General features: G+C 42.7%; 25 protein-coding genes. 17 read left to right on the plus strand and 8 right to left on the minus strand.

From position 1 onward, the window contains the following. Positions 1–178: 178 nt before the first annotated feature. On the minus strand, positions 179–658 hold the full coding sequence (locus ACK4EX_RS06540) for a tetratricopeptide repeat protein (protein WP_409770992.1): 480 nt from the start codon (positions 656–658) through the stop codon (positions 179–181). Between the two features lie 12 nt (positions 659–670). Further along, positions 671–961, minus strand: a complete 291-nt coding sequence (locus ACK4EX_RS06545) for an HU family DNA-binding protein (protein ID WP_124398532.1) — start codon at positions 959–961, stop codon at positions 671–673. A gap of 111 nt (positions 962–1,072) precedes the next feature. On the opposite strand from ACK4EX_RS06545, the gene mutY reads away from it, so the two are divergent. From mutY to ACK4EX_RS06570, 5 genes are read left to right on the plus strand one after another with little or no spacing between them, the layout of a single operon-like run. Further along, the gene (gene mutY, locus ACK4EX_RS06550) at positions 1,073–2,116 is read left to right on the plus strand and encodes an A/G-specific adenine glycosylase (protein WP_409770994.1); all 1,044 of its coding nucleotides are present in this window, start codon (positions 1,073–1,075) and stop codon (positions 2,114–2,116) included. A gap of 47 nt (positions 2,117–2,163) precedes the next feature. Further along, positions 2,164–2,619: a single-stranded DNA-binding protein gene (locus tag ACK4EX_RS06555; protein ID WP_409770996.1), complete on the plus strand. Its 456-nt coding sequence runs from the start codon at positions 2,164–2,166 to the stop codon at positions 2,617–2,619. Positions 2,620–2,664: 45 nt separating this feature from the next. Then, positions 2,665–3,981 (plus strand): gliding motility-associated protein GldE, encoded by a 1,317-nt coding sequence (gldE, locus tag ACK4EX_RS06560; protein ID WP_409770998.1) that lies wholly within the window; start codon positions 2,665–2,667, stop codon positions 3,979–3,981. Next, positions 3,978–4,538: a gliding motility lipoprotein GldD gene (gene gldD, locus ACK4EX_RS06565; RefSeq protein WP_409771001.1), complete on the plus strand. Its 561-nt coding sequence runs from the start codon at positions 3,978–3,980 to the stop codon at positions 4,536–4,538. The genes gldE and gldD overlap by 4 nt, the downstream gene beginning before the upstream one ends. After that, positions 4,529–4,762 carry a putative signal transducing protein gene (locus ACK4EX_RS06570; RefSeq protein ID WP_409771002.1) on the plus strand — a complete coding sequence of 78 codons (234 nt, stop codon included), beginning with the start codon at positions 4,529–4,531 and terminating at the stop codon, positions 4,760–4,762. The genes gldD and ACK4EX_RS06570 overlap by 10 nt, the downstream gene beginning before the upstream one ends. A gap of 11 nt (positions 4,763–4,773) precedes the next feature. Here ACK4EX_RS06570 and ACK4EX_RS06575 read toward each other — a convergent pair whose 3' ends face one another. The 4 genes from ACK4EX_RS06575 to ACK4EX_RS06590 are packed head-to-tail and all read right to left on the minus strand — an operon-like array spanning position 4,774 to position 8,008. Next, positions 4,774–5,835 carry an aldo/keto reductase gene (locus tag ACK4EX_RS06575; protein WP_409771005.1) on the minus strand — a complete coding sequence of 354 codons (1,062 nt, stop codon included), beginning with the start codon at positions 5,833–5,835 and terminating at the stop codon, positions 4,774–4,776. Continuing rightward, the gene (gene hflX / locus ACK4EX_RS06580) at positions 5,832–7,052 is read right to left on the minus strand and encodes a GTPase HflX (protein WP_409771008.1); all 1,221 of its coding nucleotides are present in this window, start codon (positions 7,050–7,052) and stop codon (positions 5,832–5,834) included. The genes ACK4EX_RS06575 and hflX overlap by 4 nt, the downstream gene beginning before the upstream one ends. Beyond that, positions 7,049–7,489 carry a hypothetical protein gene (locus ACK4EX_RS06585; protein WP_409771011.1) on the minus strand — a complete coding sequence of 147 codons (441 nt, stop codon included), beginning with the start codon at positions 7,487–7,489 and terminating at the stop codon, positions 7,049–7,051. The genes hflX and ACK4EX_RS06585 overlap by 4 nt, the downstream gene beginning before the upstream one ends. Before the next feature lie 36 nt (positions 7,490–7,525). Then, a complete protein-coding gene (locus ACK4EX_RS06590) occupies positions 7,526–8,008 on the minus strand; it encodes a hypothetical protein (RefSeq protein ID WP_409771012.1) in 483 nt (160 codons plus the stop codon). A 307-nt stretch (positions 8,009–8,315) separates the two neighbouring features. On the opposite strand from ACK4EX_RS06590, the gene tyrS reads away from it, so the two are divergent. Further along, positions 8,316–9,602: a tyrosine--tRNA ligase gene (gene tyrS, locus ACK4EX_RS06595; RefSeq protein ID WP_409771014.1), complete on the plus strand. Its 1,287-nt coding sequence runs from the start codon at positions 8,316–8,318 to the stop codon at positions 9,600–9,602. A gap of 26 nt (positions 9,603–9,628) precedes the next feature. Beyond that, entirely contained in the window at positions 9,629–10,666 is a 1,038-nt protein-coding gene (gene hemH, locus ACK4EX_RS06600) for a ferrochelatase (RefSeq protein ID WP_409771016.1), read from the plus strand. Here the strand turns inward: hemH and ACK4EX_RS06605 are convergent. After that, on the minus strand, positions 10,646–11,014 hold the full coding sequence (locus tag ACK4EX_RS06605) for an RNA-binding S4 domain-containing protein (protein WP_409771018.1): 369 nt from the start codon (positions 11,012–11,014) through the stop codon (positions 10,646–10,648). The two genes, hemH and ACK4EX_RS06605, sit on opposite strands and share 21 nt — an antisense overlap. A 269-nt stretch (positions 11,015–11,283) precedes the next feature. Here ACK4EX_RS06605 and ACK4EX_RS06610 point away from each other — a divergent pair, with 269 nt between their 5' ends. Then, positions 11,284–11,976: a hypothetical protein gene (locus ACK4EX_RS06610; RefSeq protein WP_409771020.1), complete on the plus strand. Its 693-nt coding sequence runs from the start codon at positions 11,284–11,286 to the stop codon at positions 11,974–11,976. Positions 11,977–11,981: 5 nt separating this feature from the next. Continuing rightward, positions 11,982–12,680 carry a hypothetical protein gene (locus tag ACK4EX_RS06615; RefSeq protein ID WP_409771023.1) on the plus strand — a complete coding sequence of 233 codons (699 nt, stop codon included), beginning with the start codon at positions 11,982–11,984 and terminating at the stop codon, positions 12,678–12,680. A 3-nt stretch (positions 12,681–12,683) separates the two neighbouring features. Here the strand turns inward: ACK4EX_RS06615 and ACK4EX_RS06620 are convergent, their stop codons facing one another. Next, entirely contained in the window at positions 12,684–13,460 is a 777-nt protein-coding gene (locus ACK4EX_RS06620) for a hypothetical protein (RefSeq protein ID WP_409771024.1), read from the minus strand. A 112-nt stretch (positions 13,461–13,572) separates the two neighbouring features. Between ACK4EX_RS06620 and ACK4EX_RS06625 the strand changes: the two genes are divergently transcribed. The 8 genes from ACK4EX_RS06625 (at position 13,573) to ACK4EX_RS06660 (ending at position 21,704) form a co-directional block, all read left to right on the plus strand. Then, positions 13,573–14,715, plus strand: a complete 1,143-nt coding sequence (locus ACK4EX_RS06625) for a DegT/DnrJ/EryC1/StrS family aminotransferase (protein ID WP_409771026.1) — start codon at positions 13,573–13,575, stop codon at positions 14,713–14,715. After that, a complete protein-coding gene (locus ACK4EX_RS06630; RefSeq protein ID WP_409771028.1) occupies positions 14,712–16,031 on the plus strand; it encodes a UDP-glucose dehydrogenase family protein in 1,320 nt (439 codons plus the stop codon). Before ACK4EX_RS06625 ends, ACK4EX_RS06630 begins: the two co-directional genes overlap by 4 nt. A gap of 469 nt (positions 16,032–16,500) precedes the next feature. Then, complete coding sequence (gene folE / locus ACK4EX_RS06635; RefSeq protein ID WP_409771029.1) at positions 16,501–17,187, plus strand: GTP cyclohydrolase I FolE; 687 nt, start codon at positions 16,501–16,503, stop codon at positions 17,185–17,187. Between the two features lie 153 nt (positions 17,188–17,340). Beyond that, positions 17,341–18,567 carry an NAD(P)-dependent oxidoreductase gene (locus ACK4EX_RS06640; RefSeq protein ID WP_409771031.1) on the plus strand — a complete coding sequence of 409 codons (1,227 nt, stop codon included), beginning with the start codon at positions 17,341–17,343 and terminating at the stop codon, positions 18,565–18,567. Then, positions 18,527–18,895, plus strand: coding sequence for a hypothetical protein (locus ACK4EX_RS06645; RefSeq protein ID WP_409771032.1), 369 nt, complete (start codon positions 18,527–18,529; stop codon positions 18,893–18,895). Before ACK4EX_RS06640 ends, ACK4EX_RS06645 begins: the two co-directional genes overlap by 41 nt. Continuing rightward, positions 18,858–20,729, plus strand: a complete 1,872-nt coding sequence (locus ACK4EX_RS06650) for a S8 family serine peptidase (protein ID WP_409771034.1) — start codon at positions 18,858–18,860, stop codon at positions 20,727–20,729. The genes ACK4EX_RS06645 and ACK4EX_RS06650 overlap by 38 nt, the downstream gene beginning before the upstream one ends. A gap of 9 nt (positions 20,730–20,738) precedes the next feature. Then, a complete protein-coding gene (locus ACK4EX_RS06655; RefSeq protein WP_409771036.1) occupies positions 20,739–21,134 on the plus strand; it encodes a hypothetical protein in 396 nt (131 codons plus the stop codon). Positions 21,135–21,221: 87 nt separating this feature from the next. Beyond that, positions 21,222–21,704 carry a hypothetical protein gene (locus ACK4EX_RS06660; protein ID WP_409771038.1) on the plus strand — a complete coding sequence of 161 codons (483 nt, stop codon included), beginning with the start codon at positions 21,222–21,224 and terminating at the stop codon, positions 21,702–21,704. Positions 21,705–21,754 lie beyond the last annotated feature (50 nt).

Here is a 21,754-nt window from a genome sequence, read left to right on the forward strand (position 1 = left end):
GAAACAGAAGATGCCTGAACGAATTCAGGCATTTCTCGGTGATAGCTTGTTGATTAGCTCTGTTTTACTTCTTCTTCTTATGGCGATTCTTTCTTAGTCTTTTCTTGCGCTTATGGGTCGCCATTTTGTGTCTTTTTCTCTTTTTTCCGCAGGGCATAATGGTGTTTTTTAAAAGTTTTTAAAAATTTTTAAAATCTTGGACAAATTGTCCTTCAGGAAATTTTGCTAAGTACGATTTTTTTACTGTTTCGGCTGAATCGCTTTTTCCTACCTTTTGGAGGGCATCGGCAAGTATTTTATAGGCTTCTTCAGTATCAGGCGCTATTTCGAGCACTTTGTTCATACGTTCTATAGCTCGATCGTATTGGCCGGTGCTAAACGAAAGCGCTCCAAGGGTAAAATTCGCTTTCAAGTGGTTGGGGTCAGTCTCAAGTACCTTTCTGATAGCCATGATGCTTTCCATCGGACTGCCCTCCCCTTTTTGAAGGTTTACTAATGCTTGATCGACTATCGCATCAAGCGAATCTTTTTCCTTAGAAGCCTGATTTTGAGCATCAGAGGTGGTCTTCTCTGTCGCTGGATATCTCGGCGCTAAATAAAGGAGAGCCGATGCTACTAATACTACCGCTAAGGAAATAAGCAGATTCTTTTGAGCCACAGTACAGTGCAATTACTTAGCGGGCACTTTTTCCTTGATAGCTTCAACGAATACTTTAGCTGGCTTGAACGCCGGAATATTGTGCGCAGGAATGGTAATGGTGGTGTTTTGAGAGATATTTCTACCAGTCTTTTGGGCTCTTCTCTTAATAATGAAGCTACCGAAACCGCGAAGGAAAACCTCATTGCCTTGCTCCATAGCCTCTTTTATCTCCTTCATAAAAAGCTCAATCACAGCTTGCACATCATTTTTCTCCATTCCTGTTTTCTCAGAAATTTTGTTAACAAGGTCTGCTTTTGTCATATTGCGTTGATTTTAATTTGGTTGCGTTTTTTGATTAAAGGGCTGCAAATATATGGCAGTCCGTGATTTAAAAAATGATTAATTTATTTTATTTCACCGCATTACAATAAGATGACACCTTCGTTCGAAACCTTTCAATTCTTCGTATATCAGGTTGAAAATTGGTATAAAACACATTACAGACCCCTACCCTGGCGCGAAGAGCCAAGCCCTTATCACATATGGTTGGCTGAAATCATCTTTCAGCAGACGCGCATCGAACAAGGCATGGGTTACTATGTCCGGTTTGTCGAAAAATATCCAAATATTCAATTACTTGCATCAGCACCCGAAGATGAAATTCTGCGCATGTGGCAGGGACTTGGCTACTACTCACGCGCCCTTAACCTGCATAAGACGGCTAAAATCATAGCCAATAAAGGGGGGAATTTTCCAAACAATGTAGAAGAATTAAAAAAATTGCCCGGTATTGGCCCGTATACGGCCGGTGCCATTGCTTCCATAGCCTTCGGCAAGCGTTCCCCCTTGGTCGATGGAAACGTGCAAAGAGTTCTATCGCGATTTTTCGGAATTGATGCCCCTGTAAACGATTCGAAAAGTTTAGCTCACTTTTACACCCTTGCAGATCAACTCGTTAAAATCTGTGAAAACCCATCGTACTTTAATCAAGGTTTAATGGATTTGGGCTCGCTCATCTGTAAACCTTCAAAACCAAAATGCATCGAATGCCCCCTTGCGTCAATGTGCTATGCAGAAGCCAGACAACTGACGGATGTTTTACCAGTGAGAAAATCGGCACCCAAAAAAACAAACCGATACATGTTGTACGGCTTTTATGACAATAATGGAATAATAGCCGTTCAAAAAAGAGGTGCTAACGACATCTGGAAAAACCTGTATCAGCTGCCGCTACTGCTCGACACCTTTGACGAAAAAATCGCTATGGATTTCGTAAACACACACCTAAAAAAACTCAATCCATTCAATATCAAACATATATTATCTCATCAAGTTTTGCACATTCGGATTTTTACTTTACAAAAATTGCCTTTGATAGAAGAATCTGACACCTTCATATTTATGCCTAAAGATGAACTCAGCGATTTGGGATTTCCCGTTCCGTTTCAAAAATTTTTTTCAAAAATATCCGAATAAATAAGTTTTAACTATATTCGCACTTATAACAAAAATTTATTAGAAATATGTCAGGTTCTCTTAACAAAGTGATGATTATCGGTAACTTAGGTGCTGACCCTGAGTATAAAACGCTCGAGAATAACGCTACTGTGGCCAGACTGCGCATAGCTACTACAGAAAGCTATGTAAAAGACGGACAAAAAGTAGAAAATACCGAGTGGCACACCGTGAATCTTTGGAGAAATCTCGCTGACACAGCTCATAAATACCTAAAAAAAGGCGATAAAGTCTACATAGAAGGCAAACTGAAAACCCGCTCTTGGGAAGAAAATGGACAAAAGAGATTCTCCACTGAAATCGAGGGATTAAGCATGGTAATGCTCGGCTCGCCGAGATCAGTTGTTGCTCAATCATCACCTGCTGCTCAATCTATTCAGTCAGAGGCCCCGGAGGTAACAGAAATTAAACAAGACAACACTACTTTTGCCTCAGAGCCGGAGAATGATGATTTGCCCTTCTAATGGCAGTCTATAATCCGGCAGAATTTTAACCTAAATTCAAACCGTTTGGACGCAGATCCGGACCCGTACCTTCAGGCAATCGTTCTATTTAAAGGAATCACACCAGCTCTGTTGATTCCTCTATTCATATTGTTACTACTGCTCGCAGTTTCTGCTTTGTTTTCATCGGCAGAAGTTGCTATATTTTCTTTGAAAATCAACGATTTAGAAAGTTTAAAAGTCTATAATAAAGCTCTTGCCTCGAAGCTCTACAAAATTTACGACGACAAGAAAAAAACTCTGGCAACCATACTTATCGGCAACAATCTGGTAAACGTCAGCATTGTTATTCTCAGTACATACTTGTCAGATGAATTATTCGACTTTCAGGGGAACGAAAATGTAAAGTTGCTCTTCGAATTGTTTACAATCACGTCAGCGATACTGATTTTTGGAGAAATAGTGCCAAAAATTTTGGCTACAAAGTTTAAAGTTCAGCTTAGCCAAAATCTCATCGGACCTATTCAATTTTTCACATTTGTATTCAAACCAGTTATTTATGTGTTGTTGAAAATTTCTGATTTTTTAGACAACTATTTTAAACGCAAATACACTGAAAAAATTTCGGTTGATGACCTGACACAAGCTCTTGAAATCACTTCAGCTGATGCTGAACCGACAGAAACTTCTCTCTATCAAGAGATTGTGCGATTTGGCACCATTACAGTAAAACAAGTAATGACACCACGCATGGACATTTGCGGGGTTTCATGTTCTTCATCATTTGCCGATGTACTCAGAGAAATACGTAATACCGGCTACTCTCGCCTGCCTGTGTACGAAAATGACCTGGACCATATCACAGGCATCCTCTACATCAAAGACATTCTGCTGCACATAGACAAAGAGGATTTTGACTGGAAATCGAAAATACGACCCGCCTACTTTGTACCTGAGTCGAAAAAAATAGATGACCTACTTCAAGAATTTCGACAAAAGAAAATCCATATAGCCATTGTAATCGACGAGTATGGTGGCACGTCTGGCTTAGTGACTTTAGAAGATGTGATTGAGGAAGTGGTAGGTGAAATCAACGATGAATTTGACATGGAATCACCTGTATACACCCAAATCGACGAAAATAATTACATCTTCGAAGGTAAGACAGGTATCAGCGAATTCTGTAAAATCATGAATGTGGATGACGAAATGTTTGACGACGTGAAAGGTGATGCCGAAACATTGGGTGGCTTAATCCTCGAAATTGTCGGAAATACACCTTCCATCAACCAAGAAATCGAATTCATGCCATTCACCTTTAAAGTAGAAAGTTTTGAAAAAAGGCGAATCCGAAGGGTGAAGGTCACAAAACACACAGAATGAAAAAGTTATTGAAAATTTACGTATTCATTTTGATTCTTTTAGGGTGCACAGAAGTGTATAAGCCCAAACCGACTGGCTACTTCCGAATTTCTCTACCAGACACGATTTACCAAGAATACGACAATATGCTATGCCCATATACCTTCGAATACAATCAGTCGGCCACAATTAAGGCTAAACAAAATCAACCCTGTTGGGAAGATATTGAATTCAAAAGCATTCATGGGGTTATACAGCTCACTTACAAACCTGTAAAGTCAAATCTCGACACGCTGCTGCGAGATGCAAAGGAATTTGCCTTTAAACATGGTGTAAAAGCTGATGGAATTTCTGAAACGCTTTACATTGATACTGCAAGGCGCATATTTGGAATATTTTATGAAATTTATGGAAATACAGCTACAAACTATCAATTTTTTGTAACCGACAGTACAAGGCATTTTCTACGAGGTACAGCTTATGTGCACTCGCAGCCGAACATCGACAGCACAGGGCCTGTTACACATTTTTTAGGGAACGAAATACGTCACATCGTCGAGACCTTAAGGTGGAAGTAAAAGGAATTGAAAATCAATGGATGCATCTAGCCAGTGTCGGCTCACATTCTGAAGCTTTGGTGATTTGTTCGAAGCTGGAAAGTGCCGGGATTAAAACCTATATCAAAGACCAATACGTGAATACTTTGTTAGGCCCTGGAGTAAGTGGCTTTAAAATAGATATTTACGTATTGTTGCAAGATTATGAAAAAGCTCTCGACATTTACTACGACGAAGTAAGTTAGCTTTTTTCGCTCTATTTAGGTAAATTTGGATGTTCTATCTTTTCAAAATAACCGCCATACACGGATTGACGAACACCCTCTTCGCGGTAAAATCCTCCGGGAAAACCAAGATCAATGGCTGATATGGCATTTAAGTGTTGAACATCTTCTGGCTCGAGCGTAAAATCAACAACCATTAAATTTTCATTCAGCTGAGAAACCTTTGTAGCACCTACAATGGGGATGGATTTAAATGGCTGTTGCATGATCCAGCGCAGTGCTACTGCACCGGGTGGCACCTTGTAGCGATTAGCAATGCTCACTACCTCACGAGTAATGGCCTCAGCCTGAGCACTCAGTCGCTTGCTGTTTTCTGGCAATCTGCCTTTTTCACCTCTTAAATATTTGCCTGTAAGTGCACCACCGGCTAAAGGTGCCCATGGAGTAACGGTTAGGCCAAGCTCCTGAGCCATTGGGATTAACTCCCGCTCAGGTGTGCGCTGCAGCAGGCTGTATTCCACCTGAAGGGCCACAAACTGAGCCCATCCTCTTAGCTCCGCAATCGTTTGAGCACGACTTACCACCCATGCCGGTGTATCGCTTATAGCTATATAGTGCACCAGCCCTCGAGAAACCACATCGTCAAATGCACGCATCACCTCATCAATAGGCGTAAGGTGATCCCAAATGTGTAGGTATAAAATGTCAATGTAGTCCGTTTTAAGCCGTTTAAGGCTCTCAGTAAGGCTTCTTAACAGATTCTTTCGATTATTTCCGGTGCCGTTTAAATTGCCTTTTTGCCCATCGAGTACGGCTTTAATGCCCGGCCTTGTATCGGCTAAGGTATATTTTGTAGCAATCACAAAAGAATCGCGATCAGCCTGGATAAATTCTCCAATGATTTTCTCACTGGTACCATCAGTATATAAATTGGCTGTATCGATAAAATTGCCTCCAGCATTGGCAAATGTTTCAAGCAGCTCAAAAGAAGTTTGCCGGTCAGCACCCCAATTCCAATCCTGGCCTAAGCCCATGGCGCCAAAGCAAACCTCTGAAACTTTGAGTCCTGAACGACCTAAAGTGACGTACTTCATTCTTCAGATAAGTTTTCGGATAGATTCAAATGTGAATACGGATATCGTTTATCCCTAATTTTACGCACCTCCCGATACAAAAGTTCTCGAAGCGTATCGATATTAAGTTTCTTTTGGGCGGAAATAAAAACACAGTCGCCATGCGTTTTAGCCATCCAGGTTTGTTGCCATTCGTCTATGGTGAATTGATCAGGCCTCAGTGGTGTAAGGTCATGTGGATCGCGTTCTGAGGGCTTATACAAGTCTATTTTGTTGAATACCATTATTACTTTTTTCTCTTCACCGCCGAGAATTTCTTTAATTGTGTTATTTACAGTGATTATTTGGTCTTCGAAGGCCGGATGAGAAATATCTACCACATGAAGTAAGATGTCAGATTCGCGTACTTCATCGAGGGTTGATTTAAAAGATTCAACCAGCTGAGTGGGCAGTTTACGGATAAATCCAACGGTGTCACTGAGCAAAAAACTTACATCTTGCAACACAACCTTGCGAACTGTGGTATCTAATGTGGCAAAAAGTTTATTTTCAGCAAATACGTTGGCTTTCGCCAGAAGATTCATAAGGGTCGATTTACCCACATTGGTATAACCGACCAGTGCCACGCGCACCATTTCTACCCTATGCTTGCGCTGGGTAGCCATTTGGCGATCGATCTTTTGGAGCTTATTCTTGAGCAGAGCAATTTTTTGCTGTATGATTCTTCTGTCGGTTTCAATCTGCGTTTCACCCGGACCCCTAAGGCCGATTCCCCCTTTTTGGCGTTCCAAGTGTGTCCACATGCGCGTAAGGCGTGGCAAGAGATACTCGTACTGCGCCAGTTCTACTTGTGTACGGGCGTGCGCTGTGCGCGCACGAGTGGCAAAAATGTCGAGTATTAAATTCGTACGGTCGAGAATTTTTACATTTAACGCCTTTTCTAAATTTCGAATTTGCGTAGCACTTAATTCATCGTCGAAAATTACAAGGTTACACTCGTGAGCATTTACTTTTTCAGCCAATTCTTCGAGTTTACCAGTACCTATATATGTAGCCGGATTAGGATGCGGTAGTTTTTGAGTTACAACATCCACTACATCGGCACCAGCAGTATCAGCCAAAAAACGAAGCTCTTCGAGATACTCTTGTGTCTTTTCGTCTGATTGACCAGCTACACTAACGCCTACAAGGATAGCCTTCTCACGAACTTGGGCAGTTCGTAACTTTTTTTCAATCATAGGTTAGGCCATACATGCCATGGAATACGGGTGAGTATCAACCCGAAGCCAATTCCAAAATAAATAAAAACCAGTTTGTGCTTTTTGAATTCGATAATTTCTCTCTTTGCCTTGACGCTGCCGATCGTCATGAGTGTGATTGCAATTATATTGATCGAAATATGCTCCACTGCATAAAGCCGAAGTGCAGCATCTTTCATGGCTGCGCCAAAGTCAGCAAATGCACTCTGTGTGATGGGTGAAATGAAATAAAGAACTAATCCGACCAATAGCTGTATGTGGGCTAATGTAAGCACAATTGTTCTTAACAAACCGTCGGTTTTACTATACGCGTTTCTCGACTTCCAGCGAATAAACGATACTACGATGAGATAAAGTCCAAGAAGAAGGAAAAAGTACGGCAAAAAGGAATGTAGATGCTTAAATCCGATGTACATAACAGCGAAGCGTTAACACACGCAAAAATAGGAGAATTATTTCAACTTGTTCTGCTCGACGATCGATCGCATCGTACGAAGCACTTCGTCGAGTTTTCTGTTGGAAAGGTATGTAACATCTATAGTGCGCTCTCGAAGTTTACCGTTTGATGTTTCTACGACAAAAACCAGTGTTTTAAACCAGAGAAAATTTTCGACATATACGTCCTTTAAAAGCTTTTTTGGAAATTCATATCGGCTATATCCATACGAATTTAAAAGTGTCATATAGTCAAACATCAGAGGCCTCTGTCGTAGATGAATAATTTCGTACTCAGCTTCGAAATAAAAATACTTGATTCTCAGCAGGAAAATAATAAAAATTAAAATTCCGGATACGATGGCCATAATGTGATTATCGAAGTACTTACCAACCTTACCCGGAATAAGGGAAAATAAAAAGTCTATGGGTATTAAAAGTACTAAAATGATTAATACAATGCGGAGTAGTATTATTAATTCTCTATTACTAATACTCATAAAGTCGTGGCTTTGCCTTTGTTTGAAAAGGAGTGCAAATATGATAGTATAAAAATTTCTTATTTTTAAAAAAATACCAAATTTGGATTTAACTTTTTTAAACTGCTGTTTTTCAAAGTATAAATCACCAAATGTTCACTATACTCTTAAGCGTATTTCAAAGGGAAAAATAATGTCGCAAAACAAAGCGCCTTGTTTTTATTTACCTGATAATCAACAATTAATAATTATTAGCAATCTATCTTAGCAAAATTTTAGAATTTCCAACGCCTACCTTTGTCGCTCCATTTAATTTCAGAGTATTAAAATGATCGACATTCTACAAGAGCTTATCTGGCGCGGCATGTTGCAAGATATGACGCCGGGATTGGAGGAACACGTGAAAACCGGCATGCGGTCAGCCTATCTCGGTTTTGACCCTACAGCCGACTCCCTTCACATAGGTCATTTGGTTGGGGTAATGACCTTGCTTCATTTTCAGAGAGCAGGCCACAAACCCTATGCCCTCGTGGGTGGAGCCACTGGAATGATAGGCGACCCGAGCTTTAAGTCGGCCGAGAGAAATCTGCTCGATAAAGAAACTCTAGCTTATAATGTAGAATGTATCAAAAAGCAGTTGTCTCAGTTTCTTGATTTTTCTGATTCTATCAGTAATAAAGCCGAATTAGTAAACAACTACGACTGGATGTCGAAGTTTAGCTTCCTTGACTTTATTCGCGATGTGGGTAAGCATATCACGGTCAACTACATGATGGCCAAAGACTCCGTAAAAAGAAGGCTTGAAGAAGGTAGTGGATTGTCGTTTACCGAATTTTCATATCAACTTATCCAAGGGTACGACTTTTATCACCTTTGGAAGCACCACAATGTGACCATTCAGCTTGGCGGATCTGATCAGTGGGGAAACATTGTGACAGGCACCGAACTGATTCGCCGAATGGAAGGAGGAACTGCTTATGCTCTTACTGTGCCCTTGATTACAAAGGCCGACGGCACCAAGTTCGGAAAAACCGAAAGTGGCAGTGTATGGCTCGATCCTCAGAAAACTTCGTCTTATGCCTTCTACCAATTTTGGCTTAATGTATCAGACGAAGATGCTGAAAAGTACATAAAAATCTTCACCACTTTTTCGAAAGAAGAGACAGAAGCACTCATCGAACAGCATAAGACAGCCCCTCACTCCCGTACACTTCAGAAAGCACTCGGAAAATCGGTTACCATCATGGTACATGGCGAAAGTGAGTATCAAACTGCTCTCAAAGCCTCGGAAATACTCTTCGGTAAGTCCTCTACCGAAGATCTGGCTTCTCTTGATGAACGGACCTTTCTGCAGGTATTCGAAGGTGTGCCGATGGCCGATGTAAGCAAATCTGTTTTGGATTCCCCGGTTGAGGCCGCCGTTTTCCTCTCTGATGTAGCCGGCGCATTCCCATCCAGGGGTGAAGCCCGGAGGATGCTGCAGCAAGGTGCCGTGCATATCAACAAAGAAAAATGGTCAGAAAATCAACCCATCACATACAATCAGATTCTTAACGGCCGCTATATGGTCATTCAGAAAGGGAAGAAAAACTATTTTCTGGTCAAATTCGTATAATCTGAGTTGAACAATTGTAAGAAACATTGAAAACTGTTCTATTGCTCGTAAACCTTGGGTCACCCGATTCTGCTGAAACGAAAGATGTGCGCAAGTATTTGAATGAATTTTTGATGGATGAGCGGGTAATTGACATTCCAAAGTTCTGGAGAACTATATTGGTAAAAGGAATCATTTCGCCTCTGCGCGCGCCAAAAAGTGCTGCTAAATATCGCAGAATCTGGACAAAAGAAGGTGCACCATTAATTACAATAACTGATAATCTGACAAAACGAGTAGCTGAAAAAGCCGGGATACCAGCCTACTACTGCATGCGCTATGCTAATCCAACCCCTCATGCAGTGCTGCGTAGAATCGCAGATGAGCATCCCGATCTCGAATCTCTGGTAATGATACCCCTCTACCCTCACTATGCTATGAGCAGCTATGAAACCGCGGTAGAACATGTAAAAGCGGCCCATAAAGCGGGTAACTACACTTTTCAGCTACTTACAGTACCACCGTTTTACAACCATACATCCTATTTAAATGCCTTAGCCGAATCTATAAAACCCTATCTTTTAGAGTCTTTTGACCATATCCTGTTTACATACCACGGTGTGCCTGTTCGCCATATTATGAAATCAGATATCACCGGCTGCCACTGTATGAAGGTGGACAACTGCTGCGAGGTACCTTCACCAGCGCATCAGTATTGCTATCGCCATCAGGTGAAAGTCACTACAGACCGTGTTGCTGATTTACTTGATATACCTAAAGAAAAATACAGCTTTTCGTTTCAATCGAGGCTCGGCTCTGATAAATGGCTTCAACCCTACACTGCTGAGCGATTTAAAAATTTACCCAAGGAGGGTGTAAAAAAACTGGTAGTAGTAAGTCCTGCATTTGTGGCCGATTGTCTGGAAACTATTGAAGAACTCGACGATGAAGGCAAGGAATTGTTTAAATCCAACGGCGGTGAAGTTTTTACCAGAATTCCTTGTCTGAATGTCAATCAGCTTTGGGTTGATACAGTAGTTAAGCTGGCTGAAGAAACACTTCAATCAGTCGTCGTCGAGAAATGATTCGATGTCGCGCCTTTCTTTTTTTGTAGGGCGGCCCATACCTTTCGGCCGGGTAAATGCCCTGGCCAATCGGATCATTTCGAGTTTTTCGAGTTCTTCCTGCGAGGTTTTGTTTTCAAGATAAGTTTTAACTAAAGGTGCACCTACTCTCGATTTTGGTAAATCTTTTATTTCATACACATAGTTGATCCCCATATTTCGATAAGTGAAAGTTATGCCCGGCTTCACTTCGCGCGAGGGTTTTACTGGTTGACCGTCAATAGTGATTTTACCCGCATTGCAGGCTTCAGTGGCTAAAGTGCGGGTCTTGAACAATCGTACACACCACAAAAATTTGTCAATACGCATCAGACTTTTATCAATATTACGAAGTTAGTGCTGAATTATTTATTACGCCCATTAGAGTAAACATAAAATGAAACTGGTAAAAGGAATTTTACATAACTAACTGAAAAAAGCATTTTAAAAGTTCTAAATTTAAAACATTAAATTTTTTACAAAGTAAAATTAAATCATTTCATAAAAAACTATTTTATTACTAAAAAACTTGAATTATTCTTATATTATGTTAAAATTTTAACTATACTTGTAATACAAAATTCAAATTCCTCAGAGTTATGAAAAATTTATTAACAGTAGGGGTCATGAGCGCTATGTGCACTATCGCCACGGCACAAAAAGTTCCATACTCGCCCGGCAATAAAGCCTTTTCGCTGGGGGTGAACGGTATTTTTAACTATGCGGGCAATATGTTCAGCCCAAATTTTAACACTCTGAATATCCCAATAGCCAACAACTATATATTCCGACGTTTTGATTCGGAGACTTCGGCTCACAGATATGAAATAAATGGAATGATCAGTAGCAATGAAGGTCTGACAGAAAATTTTACTTTTCGAAATAACGAATTACAACTAAGTTTTTTGTGGGGAAAAGAAAAACATTGGCTATACCGTGAGATTAATGTATATCGCTATTATGGATTTGGAGGCGGTTTTCAATATAATTCGCAGAATTCAGAAGGTAATCTGCCTAACCAGCCAAAAATGTTCTCTCGGGTAACAAATGGCCCCACACTTTTCATTCCGCTTCAGCTGGGCGTTGGACTGGAACATCACTTTGCTAAGCACTTCTTCATCGGTATCGAAGGCGGACTCACTGGTAGAGTGGCTTATACATTCAGAAATGTAAGTGAAAGTTGGAATGAACTAACTCCAGATGAAAAGTTCATAGCGGAGAGAAAAGACATCTTTCAAACTCAGATTAGATTTATTAATTCATTGATATTCAGAGCAGGATTTAAATTTTGATAGCCATGAAAAAAGTATTTCTTTCCATTGTATCCGTTTTTACACTCAGTCTTTCTGCACAGCCGTTTGCCTATCAATCCGGTGAGAAGACAATTTCTTTGGGTGTAAACTCTGTGTTTTCATATTTCGGGAATTTCTTCTCGAGAAATGATAATTTTACCAATCAGCTATCAATCCCAATAGACGGAAATTTTGTCTATCGTCATTTCCATACTCCTACAAATGCAACCAGGTATCAGTTTTCACTTTTTTTAAATCAAACAAATACTGGTAGTATTAATATCGGAACTGCAGAAAATAATTTTTTCTTTAACGCCTCTTATCTATGGGGCCGTGAGAAGCATGTATATCTCAATAAGTTCAATGTGTACAGCTTTTATGGGATTGGTCCCGGATTATTATACAGGTCGAATGTTAGGGAAGATTTTAATGTGGCTCCGAATGAAAAAGTTACACAAGTAGATGGCCCCGTTATTTCAGCTTTAGCCACAGCAGGTATCGGACTGGAGTATAGATTTTCTCAAAGATTCTTTATCGGGGCAGATGCATCAGTACAGGGAAACGTGAGATATTCAGTACAGAACAGAATCGAACGACTCGATAAAACTACCAATCAGCTAAATGTCAATGAGAGCCGCAATTCGATCAGTGCTTCCCTCTTTATAATTAATTCCGTAATATTTAGAGCAGGAATTCGATTTTAGTGATTAATAATAAAAATACTTTTTATCTGAGGTCACGCGCTCCCGGTACATACTGAGAAACCAGCTGAACTTCAGAGTGGTAAGTCCATTGGCCATCACTCCCTCATCCGGCTTTCCTGAGGCATAATCAAAGCCCCGAACGCTTTTGGTGTGGCCAAAAAGGTGTTCTATGCCGATGATAAAATTATATGTCTGATAATTTCCGGCATGCAAATATCCAATGAAAATCCGGCCCTGCCAGCCTAAGTTAAGGCGATCGTAGCCTCGCTGATATTCATCTTCAATTTGATAGATAATCGACTGCTGGTGGCCGCTCTCCAACCGAATGCGGTGCTGTAAATAGCCACCCCCAGCAGTAATTATCAGGCCGGAATTAGGGTTGTGATTGAGTACGCGGATGAGCTTACCGATGTAAGCAGAGGCGATCCAGCCGCGCTGAAAAGTCATCAGATTGGCGTCAAGACCCATGTGATCTAATACCAGTCCTTGTTCATTGGAAACGGATTTGAGAATTTGATCGCGCGTCAGCACCCGATCGCCAAACCAAAAGTCACCCTCCACGCCAAACGTCCACCCAGAAAAAGTGCGGTAAAAACAGCCCGTTCCGGTGCGATAGCTATGGCCAAAGCGCTCGGCTAATTGCAACGAAGGTTTAGATACTGCAATATTTACCGGTATAAAGAATCCGGCCAAAGTATCGGTCCTAACCCGAAACTGGCTATGAACCAGATGAATTGACAATATTCCAAAGATTAGAATGAAAAAATATCGATTTTTCATCAAAAATTCCGCACTTTTTAGAGAAATAAAAGCAAATATATTGAACTTTATCAGGTAAACGACTAACTACTTCCCTTACATTTGTCGGCATTAGAATAGGATACAGAGATTAATGAAAGAAATTCGAATGGTGGATCTCGCCACCCAATACCAGCACATAAAACAGGAAGTAGATACAGCCATACAAGAGGTAATCGACAGCACGGCCTTCATCAATGGCCCAGCCGTAAAGCGCTTTAAAGAAAACCTTGAAAAGCATTTGCAAGTAAAACACGTAATACCCTGTGCTAACGGTACCGATGCACTGCAACTGGCCATGATGGCGCTCGATTTGCAGCCGGGCGATGAGGTGATTACAGCTACCTTTACCTACGTAGCCACAGCCGAAGTGATCGCTCTACTAAAGCTTACCCCCGTACTGGTAGATGTAGAAGAGGACTCTTTCCTGATAGACCCCGAAAAAATCGAAAAAGCCATCACCCCGCGCACCAGGGCCATAGTGCCGGTGCACCTCTTCGGCCAATGTGCCGATATGGAGAAGATCATGGACATAGCACGGCGGCACAACCTCTATGTAATTGAAGACACTGCACAAGCTATCAATGCCGAATATCGCTTCAGCGACGGACGAAAACTGAAGGCCGGCACCATTGGGCACATCGGGTGCACCTCTTTCTTCCCCTCAAAAAATCTCGGTTGCTATGGCGACGGTGGAGCCTTGTTTACCAACGACGACCGCCTTGCCGAAAAGCTGCGGATGATCGCCAACCATGGTCAGAGCGTGCAGTACTACCACGACATCATCGGCGTAAACAGTCGCCTCGATACAATCCAAGCCGCTATACTCGATGTAAAACTCAGGCGACTTGACGACTATACACGCGCACGTCAAAAGGCTGCTGCCTACTACGACAGGGCATTTGCCGACCATCCATTGGTAAAAATGCCTTACAGGGTGTCAAATTCTACTCATGTATTTCATCAGTACACGCTCACCTTACATCCCAAGGTCGATCGCGATGGACTGAAAAAGTATCTGGCCGAGCAACATATACCTGCTATGATTTACTACCCGGTGCCTCTGCACCAACAGAAGGCCTACCGCAGCGATCGCTATCGAGATGGTGATTTTCCCGTAGCTGAGCGACTTTGTAAGTCTGTCATATCACTGCCCATGCATACCGAGCTCACACCTGAACAACAAGACTATATTATCACCCACGTTATCAACTTTTTAAACCAATACAACCCATGAAAATATCCGTAGTAGGCACAGGCTACGTAGGCTTAGTTACTGGCACCTGCTTAGCCGAAGTAGGTATGGAAGTAACCTGTGTGGACGTAAATAAAGAAAAAATTGAAGGCCTGAAAAAGGGCATAATGCCCATCTATGAGCCTGGTCTCGAAGAAATGGTCATCCGCAATTATCGTCGTGAGCGCCTCATGTTTACCACCAGCCTGGCTGAGTCGATCGACGGAGCCGAAGTTGTATTCATAGCTGTTGGTACTCCTCCGGGAGAAGACGGCAGCGCCGACCTAAAATATGTACTTGCCGTAGCCGACGAAATCGGTCGCACAATGAAAAACTACCTCGTGGTAGTTACCAAAAGTACCGTACCTGTAGGCACTGCCAAAAAAGTAAAAAAAGCTGTGGCAGATGCCTTAGCCGCCCGAGGGCTTGATATCCCCTTCGATGTAGCCTCCAACCCCGAATTTCTCAAAGAAGGTGCTGCGATTGATGACTTTATGCGTCCCGACCGCATTGTAGTAGGCACTGAAAGCGACCGTGCCCAGGAAATTCTCGCTCGCCTTTACAAGCCCTTCACCCTAAATGGCCATCCGGTCATCTTTATGGACATCCCCTCAGCCGAGATGACCAAATATGCAGCCAACGCCATGCTCGCCACCCGCATCAGCTTTATGAACGACATCGCAAACCTTTGCGAACTCGCCGGAGCCGACGTAAACATGGTGCGCAAAGGCATTGGCTCTGACCCCCGCATCGGTTCAAAATTTCTCTACAGCGGCATTGGCTATGGTGGCTCCTGCTTCCCGAAAGACGTAAAAGCCCTCATAAAAACCGGCAAAGAACTCGGATACGAACTCCGTATACTTGAAGCCGTAGAAGAAGTAAACGAAGCTCAAAAAGAGCGCATGTTCGAAAAAATCATGCGCCATTTCAAAGGCAATATCCAGGGCCGCCGATTTGCCATTTGGGGCCTGTCCTTTAAGCCCAATACCGACGACATGCGCGAGGCCCCCTCTCTTGTAATCATCGATAAGCTTCTGAAACACGGAGCTCAGGTAATCGCCTACGACCCTGTGGCAATGAATGAAGCCAAGAAGCACTACCTCGGTGACACCATCGAATACGCTAAAGACGAATACGATGCCCTGGCCGATGCCGACGCCCTTATTCTCGTAACCGAGTGGACGGTCTTTCGCGCTCCCAGCTTCAAAGTCATCAAAAAACTCCTTAAAGAACCTGTGATCTTCGACGGGCGCAACATTTACGACCGACGTGAGCTACGCGCCATGGGCTTCACCTACTACGGCGTAGGCGTTGTGTAATAAATTTTATTTTCAGGATTTTTCTTTGGGGCTTGGCCCAAACAGCTTGCTCTCTCGGGCAGCTGTTTGGGTATGTCCAGAAAAGGGGCTAAGAAGCGCTTTCTTCTGAATGTGTCCTAACAAGGCCGCGATAGCTGAATTCGACTGGATAATGCACCCCCCTTCTATCCCTCCTAAAGCAGCAGAACAATCTCTGGACGCTTTTTTTAAAATGCAGATATTGTAACGGATTTTCCAAGATCTTTTAATCTCGAATGAATACGGATTTGGCAGCTGATATCCAGATTATTATGAATGAGCCCAAAAGGAGAGTAATGTCAATAGCATCGCGACAACAAAAGAACAACCAGTTCCAACGGAGCGAAACAAATCAAAAGAAGTCTGACATCACTCCTTTAAATCAGCCTCTATTTACATATGCTTTACAAACATTCCTCGTACCTTTGCGTACTTTTTTGAAAATCAAAAAATGGAGCTTACCCCACTGAAAGACAATACTGACGACTACTACGGCGATACACATTCAAGTAATAATCCGGAAAATCCCCTCAGACCAGACGCCTTTGATATCTCTTATGAAGAAAAAATACAGCGCATACAATACCACTTTCGCGCCATCATGGAGACTCTCGGCCTCGACCTTACTGATGACAGCTTGATGGGCACCCCAAAACGCGTAGCAGAAATGATGGTCAACGAGCTCTTCAGCGGCCTCGATCCCGCCAACATGCCCTCCATGAGCACCTTTGAAAACAAATACAAATACGGCGAAATGCTCGTGGAAAAAAACATCGTCGTTTACAGCACTTGTGAGCATCATTTCCTTCCAATAGTAGGTAGAGCACATATAGCCTACATCAGCGCCGGACGCGTAATCGGCCTAAGCAAGATGAACCGAATAGTTGACTATTTCGCTCGCCGGCCCCAGGTACAGGAGCGCATGACTAAACAAATTGTGCGTGCTATGCAAATAGCCCTCGGCACTGAAGATGTTGCCTGTGTAATCGACGCTAAGCATCTATGCGTCAATTCGCGAGGCATTCGCGATATAGAATCATCCACCGTAACTGCTGAATACGGCGGCCGTTTCCAGGAAGAGAGTGTGAAACGCGAATTTCTTGAACTCATCGGTCTTAACACCCAATTTGGTGTATAGCATCCAAGCAGTTTCAAAAGATTTTAGCACTATTAAAGAAATCAATTACCCTCTAATCCAAAAATTTGAAGTCGTTTCAACCTTATGTAACACTTCAAACACAATGTAATAGAACTACTCCCAGTTACATTTGTAAAAAAAGCAAATCAAAAGATGAAATTCGGAATCATCAGAGAAGGAAAAATACCCGTTGACAAGCGCGTACCCCTTACCCCTGGTCAGGTACGATTGCTGATGGACAAATACAAAGTTGAATTCTATGTTCAATCGAGTCTACACCGGGCATATTCTGATGATGAATATCGGGAGCGAGGCATCCCAGTGGTTGATGACTTATCGATGTGCGATGTCATCCTCGGCGTAAAAGAAGTGCCTATAGACATGCTTCTTCCTGAAAAAACCTACATTTTTTTCAGCCACACCATCAAGAAGCAGCCCAATAACCGCCAGATGCTACGTGCCATATTAGAAAGACACATTCGCCTGATAGACTACGAAACTATGGTCGATGACAAGGGCCGTCGGCTCATTGGTTTTGGCAAATACGCCGGCATTGTTGGGGCATATAACGGCTTACTCGCCTATGGTCTCACCACTGGCCGTTACCATTTAAAGCCAGCCCATAAATGCTTCGATATGGCCGAAATGCTCGATGAGCTCACCAAAATCTCCCTGCCAGAAGATTTTAAAATCATTGTCACTGGTCATGGCCGTGTTGGTGAAGGTGTACATGAAATTCTCAAAGCTGCAGATATTACTGAAGTTTCACCCTACGAATTTGTATTCCGCGAGCATACTCAGCCTGTTTATGCTGTGCTAAAACCAACTCAATACTACAAGAGAAAGGATGGCAAGGTGGCAAGTAAAAAAGAAATCTACGAAAATCCCATAGGCTACGAAAGCGATTTCATACACTTCGTGCGGGTAGCTGATATGTACATCACGGCACATTTCTGGGACAGTCGCGCTCCCTACATCCTAACAAACGACATGCTTCTTGACCCCTTCTGTCGGCTTAAAGTAGTAGCTGATATCAGTTGCGATGTAAATGGTCCTATTGCATGCACCATTCGACCATCTACCATCGAAAATCCCCTCTACGCTTACAATCCGAGCAGCAAAAGCGAAGTTCCGCTTAATACTCCTGGTTCGATCACCGTAATGGCCGTTGATAACCTACCTTGTGAGCTGCCACGCGATGCAAGCGAGGGATTTGGGGAGGAGTTGGTCAACAAGATTTTCCCTGAACTTATGAAAGACTTTTCGCCTGTTATTGACCGAGCCACCATCACCCGTGAGTCAGGAGTACTTTCGCAGAGGTACGAATATCTGACGGACTATGTCATGGAATCGGGCAAGGTGGGCAACGATCAGCGGTAGTGCACTTCAGCCATTTGTCACTGCCTTTTTATTTTCCTTTCACCTTCCGTGTCCCGATTTAGGTGGTGTCCAGAGCATTGGGCTTCATCACCTTATGCCCGGAGGTTCCCTTGAACTGCATCTCAACGGCGCTGGCGATACCATCGCCATTTTCGACGATGGCCGCGTGCATGAGACACATCAACAGTTAGTAGGTCGAGTTGTACATTTCAACAACCTCCATAACACCTCCTATGCAAGTCATGCAACCGGCATTGCAGGGTTAATAAGTTCGGCAGGTGTGCAGACCAGTGCTAAAGGTTACGCTCCGGCTGCTACTTTTTTATAAAAGGAATCAATCTTCGCCCATCAACATTCCCGATCTATATCAATGCGCGCAAAACGGAGTAGAGGTAAGCAATCATTCTTATGCAACCAAACCTGGTTGGAATTTCCTTTCAGGTGCCTGGTATTGGTATGGGTCTGACAGCATTAGCTTGGTAGAAGACTGGCGATTTGGTTATTACGATCAGCAGCGGAGTCGTGCGCTTGACTCTGTTCTATGGCTTAATCCTTATCACTTGGCAATTTTTGCGGCAGGTAATGAGCGCGGCAATGGCCCTTCACCAGGCGACACTCGATATTATTACGACAATCAAACCCAGCTGTGGGTAAATATTACCAATCATCCCACCATCAATCCACAAACCCATGGCGGCCTTTTGGGCTTTGACTGTCTCGGCCCTGAAGCTGTTGCTAAAAATGTTGTAACCGTAGGTGCGGTATTTAAAAATACGAACGGTTACCAATCTCCCCAAGACATAATACTCGATTCCAAATCGGCCTTTGGCCCTACAGACGATGGAAGAATCAAACCCGAAGTAGTAGCGCCATCCGATGCCCTTTCCACGCCTTCTTCGTCAGCCGACAATTTATACACGACCATTTCTCGCACATCTGCTGCTACAGCCGTTGCATCAGGCACTGCCTTGCTTCTAAAATCGTATTTCAGCCGTGTATATGGCCAAAATCCGCTTTCATCTACACTACGTGCCTTGATGATTCATTCAGCCGACCGTTTCGGTCATGCCCCCAACTACAAAATGGGATTTGGAGTGCTCAATGCCCGCAAAGCAGCCGAAATAATCCGCGACGATAGCATCATGTGCAACGGTGGATACTTCATCCGCGAATATACCTTGTATCAAGGTCAGAAAATTTTAATACCGCTCAAGAGCAAGCCAAGCGACTCTATTCGCATAACAATCGCCTGGAATGATCCTCATATTTCAGCTTTACCCATCAATGCCCAAGTGCTTAACAACCGTACCTCAAGACTCGTTAACGACCTTGACTTACGCCTTTATTCTGAAGACCTATCAAATGTATTTCTACCGTACAAAGCAAACCCTGATCAACCCCAAGTAGCCGCTACCACTGGCGACAATGTGGTAGACAACGTAGAAATGATTGAATTGCCATTGAGCCAACAAGGTAAGTTCTTCTTACAAATTAGTCACAAGGGATCATTAGCTCAAGGATTTCAAAAGTTTTCCCTTGTAATCAGTGGCGTTGAAGAACCAAAAGTTTTTTCAGCCATCCAAAATACTCGTTGGTACAACTCCCAAAATAGGACGTCAAACAACTTGCCCGATAGCAATGCTTTAGTTTTTTTGCCAGCGACCATCAGCTCTCTTTTTGTAGATTCAACCGCTAAAGTTTGGGCAATCGACAGAGCTGACAGCACTCAAATCGTTGTAGCTGATTCGGCTACCTTACAAGCACAAACAATCGGTGGCAAAGGATATATTACCCTTAAAGCCAGCAGCCAATATCTAGCAAGAATTCGTTACACCAGACTTTCAAATACTAGATTGATTCGGCAATTTTACATTCAAGCCAAAACCGGCCCCTACTCCGGCCGCTGGGTGTACATGGGACTGCCGCCAAATGTTTCTCTACAAAAACTTATACCTCAACAAAATACCTTAGTTAATTTGAATTTTACAGGAGGTTCATTGCTCCATTGGAACGCATCTATCGGTCAATATCAAGGTTTTAGTGGCTTAAATCAAATCCCGACCCTAGGTACCGGAATATTTGCCTATTTTGGAAGTAACGCAGTAGGCACGTTTCATATGGCCTTGCCTGACTCGCTTTTTATTGAATATGACGTTGATTGACTCTACAGCTTGCAAATACCTTTAGATTACACGTCTACCCCACTGAATCAAAACATCAATCAGGTAAATGATGGTTGGAATCTCGTAGCTAATCCTTTTCCGGCCTGGTATGATTGGTACCAGCACTCTGTACCTGGAAATGCCACAGCCATTTATCATTTCAACGATCTAACTGGCCAATTGCTTAGCTATAACAATGGCCCTGACTCCCTGCGATACAACGCACCTCATCAGGCATTTTGGGTGCGAAACGCCAGTGGCTCTGCAGCCACTCTTACCTTTGATACTACCCGAATTTCAAAAACCTCGGCGAAACACCTTTTTAAGCCTCAATCCAACAATACCGAATTCTATGTGCGCGTGAGCCATCAATCACTACCACAACTGTCTGATTTCGTTATCTAAGGCAATCGACCTGAGGCTACCCCCTACTTCGATGGTCAGTGGGATGCATTGAAGTTCCTCAATCGCTCGCTTAATCCATCGATCTTAGTGGGTAGTGATACTTTGTACAGCATCTACCGCACAAATAATGCATTTGTGAATGCGCCTTTGACACTGCATATCCATCAAGAAGGTGTTTATTGTTTTGAAACTTCTTCTGAAGAACCCCTACAACTTTTTGATTTACTAGAAAACAAAAGCTTTACATTAACAAAAAACGTTAAGCATTGCACACCTGTTTCTCAGGGCGTTCATTCGCAACGATTTGTTCTTGAATACAAACCAACCGTGAATACTGCAGAAGGTCTCAGTGTTACTCCGTCAGTTGTTAAGTTTTCTGAGCATATTATCATCACCGATCCTTTACCACGTGTTCTCACAGCCACTTTGTATAGCATTCAAGGCCATGTAATTGAAAAGTTTTATGTAGCACCTTGTTCTTCAGAAAAGTATGTAATGGCTCGCAAAGGAGTATTCGTTTTACATCTCAAGTCCATTGAATATGACAAAGCATTTAAACTTCTTTTTTAATTCTCTTTCCAATGGGCACAAAATCTTAACTTTACACTCAAAATGAATTT

The sequence above is a fragment of the Thermaurantimonas sp. genome (assembly GCF_046299575.1).
In the GTDB taxonomy this organism is placed as follows: Bacteria; Bacteroidota; Bacteroidia; order Flavobacteriales; family Schleiferiaceae; genus Thermaurantimonas.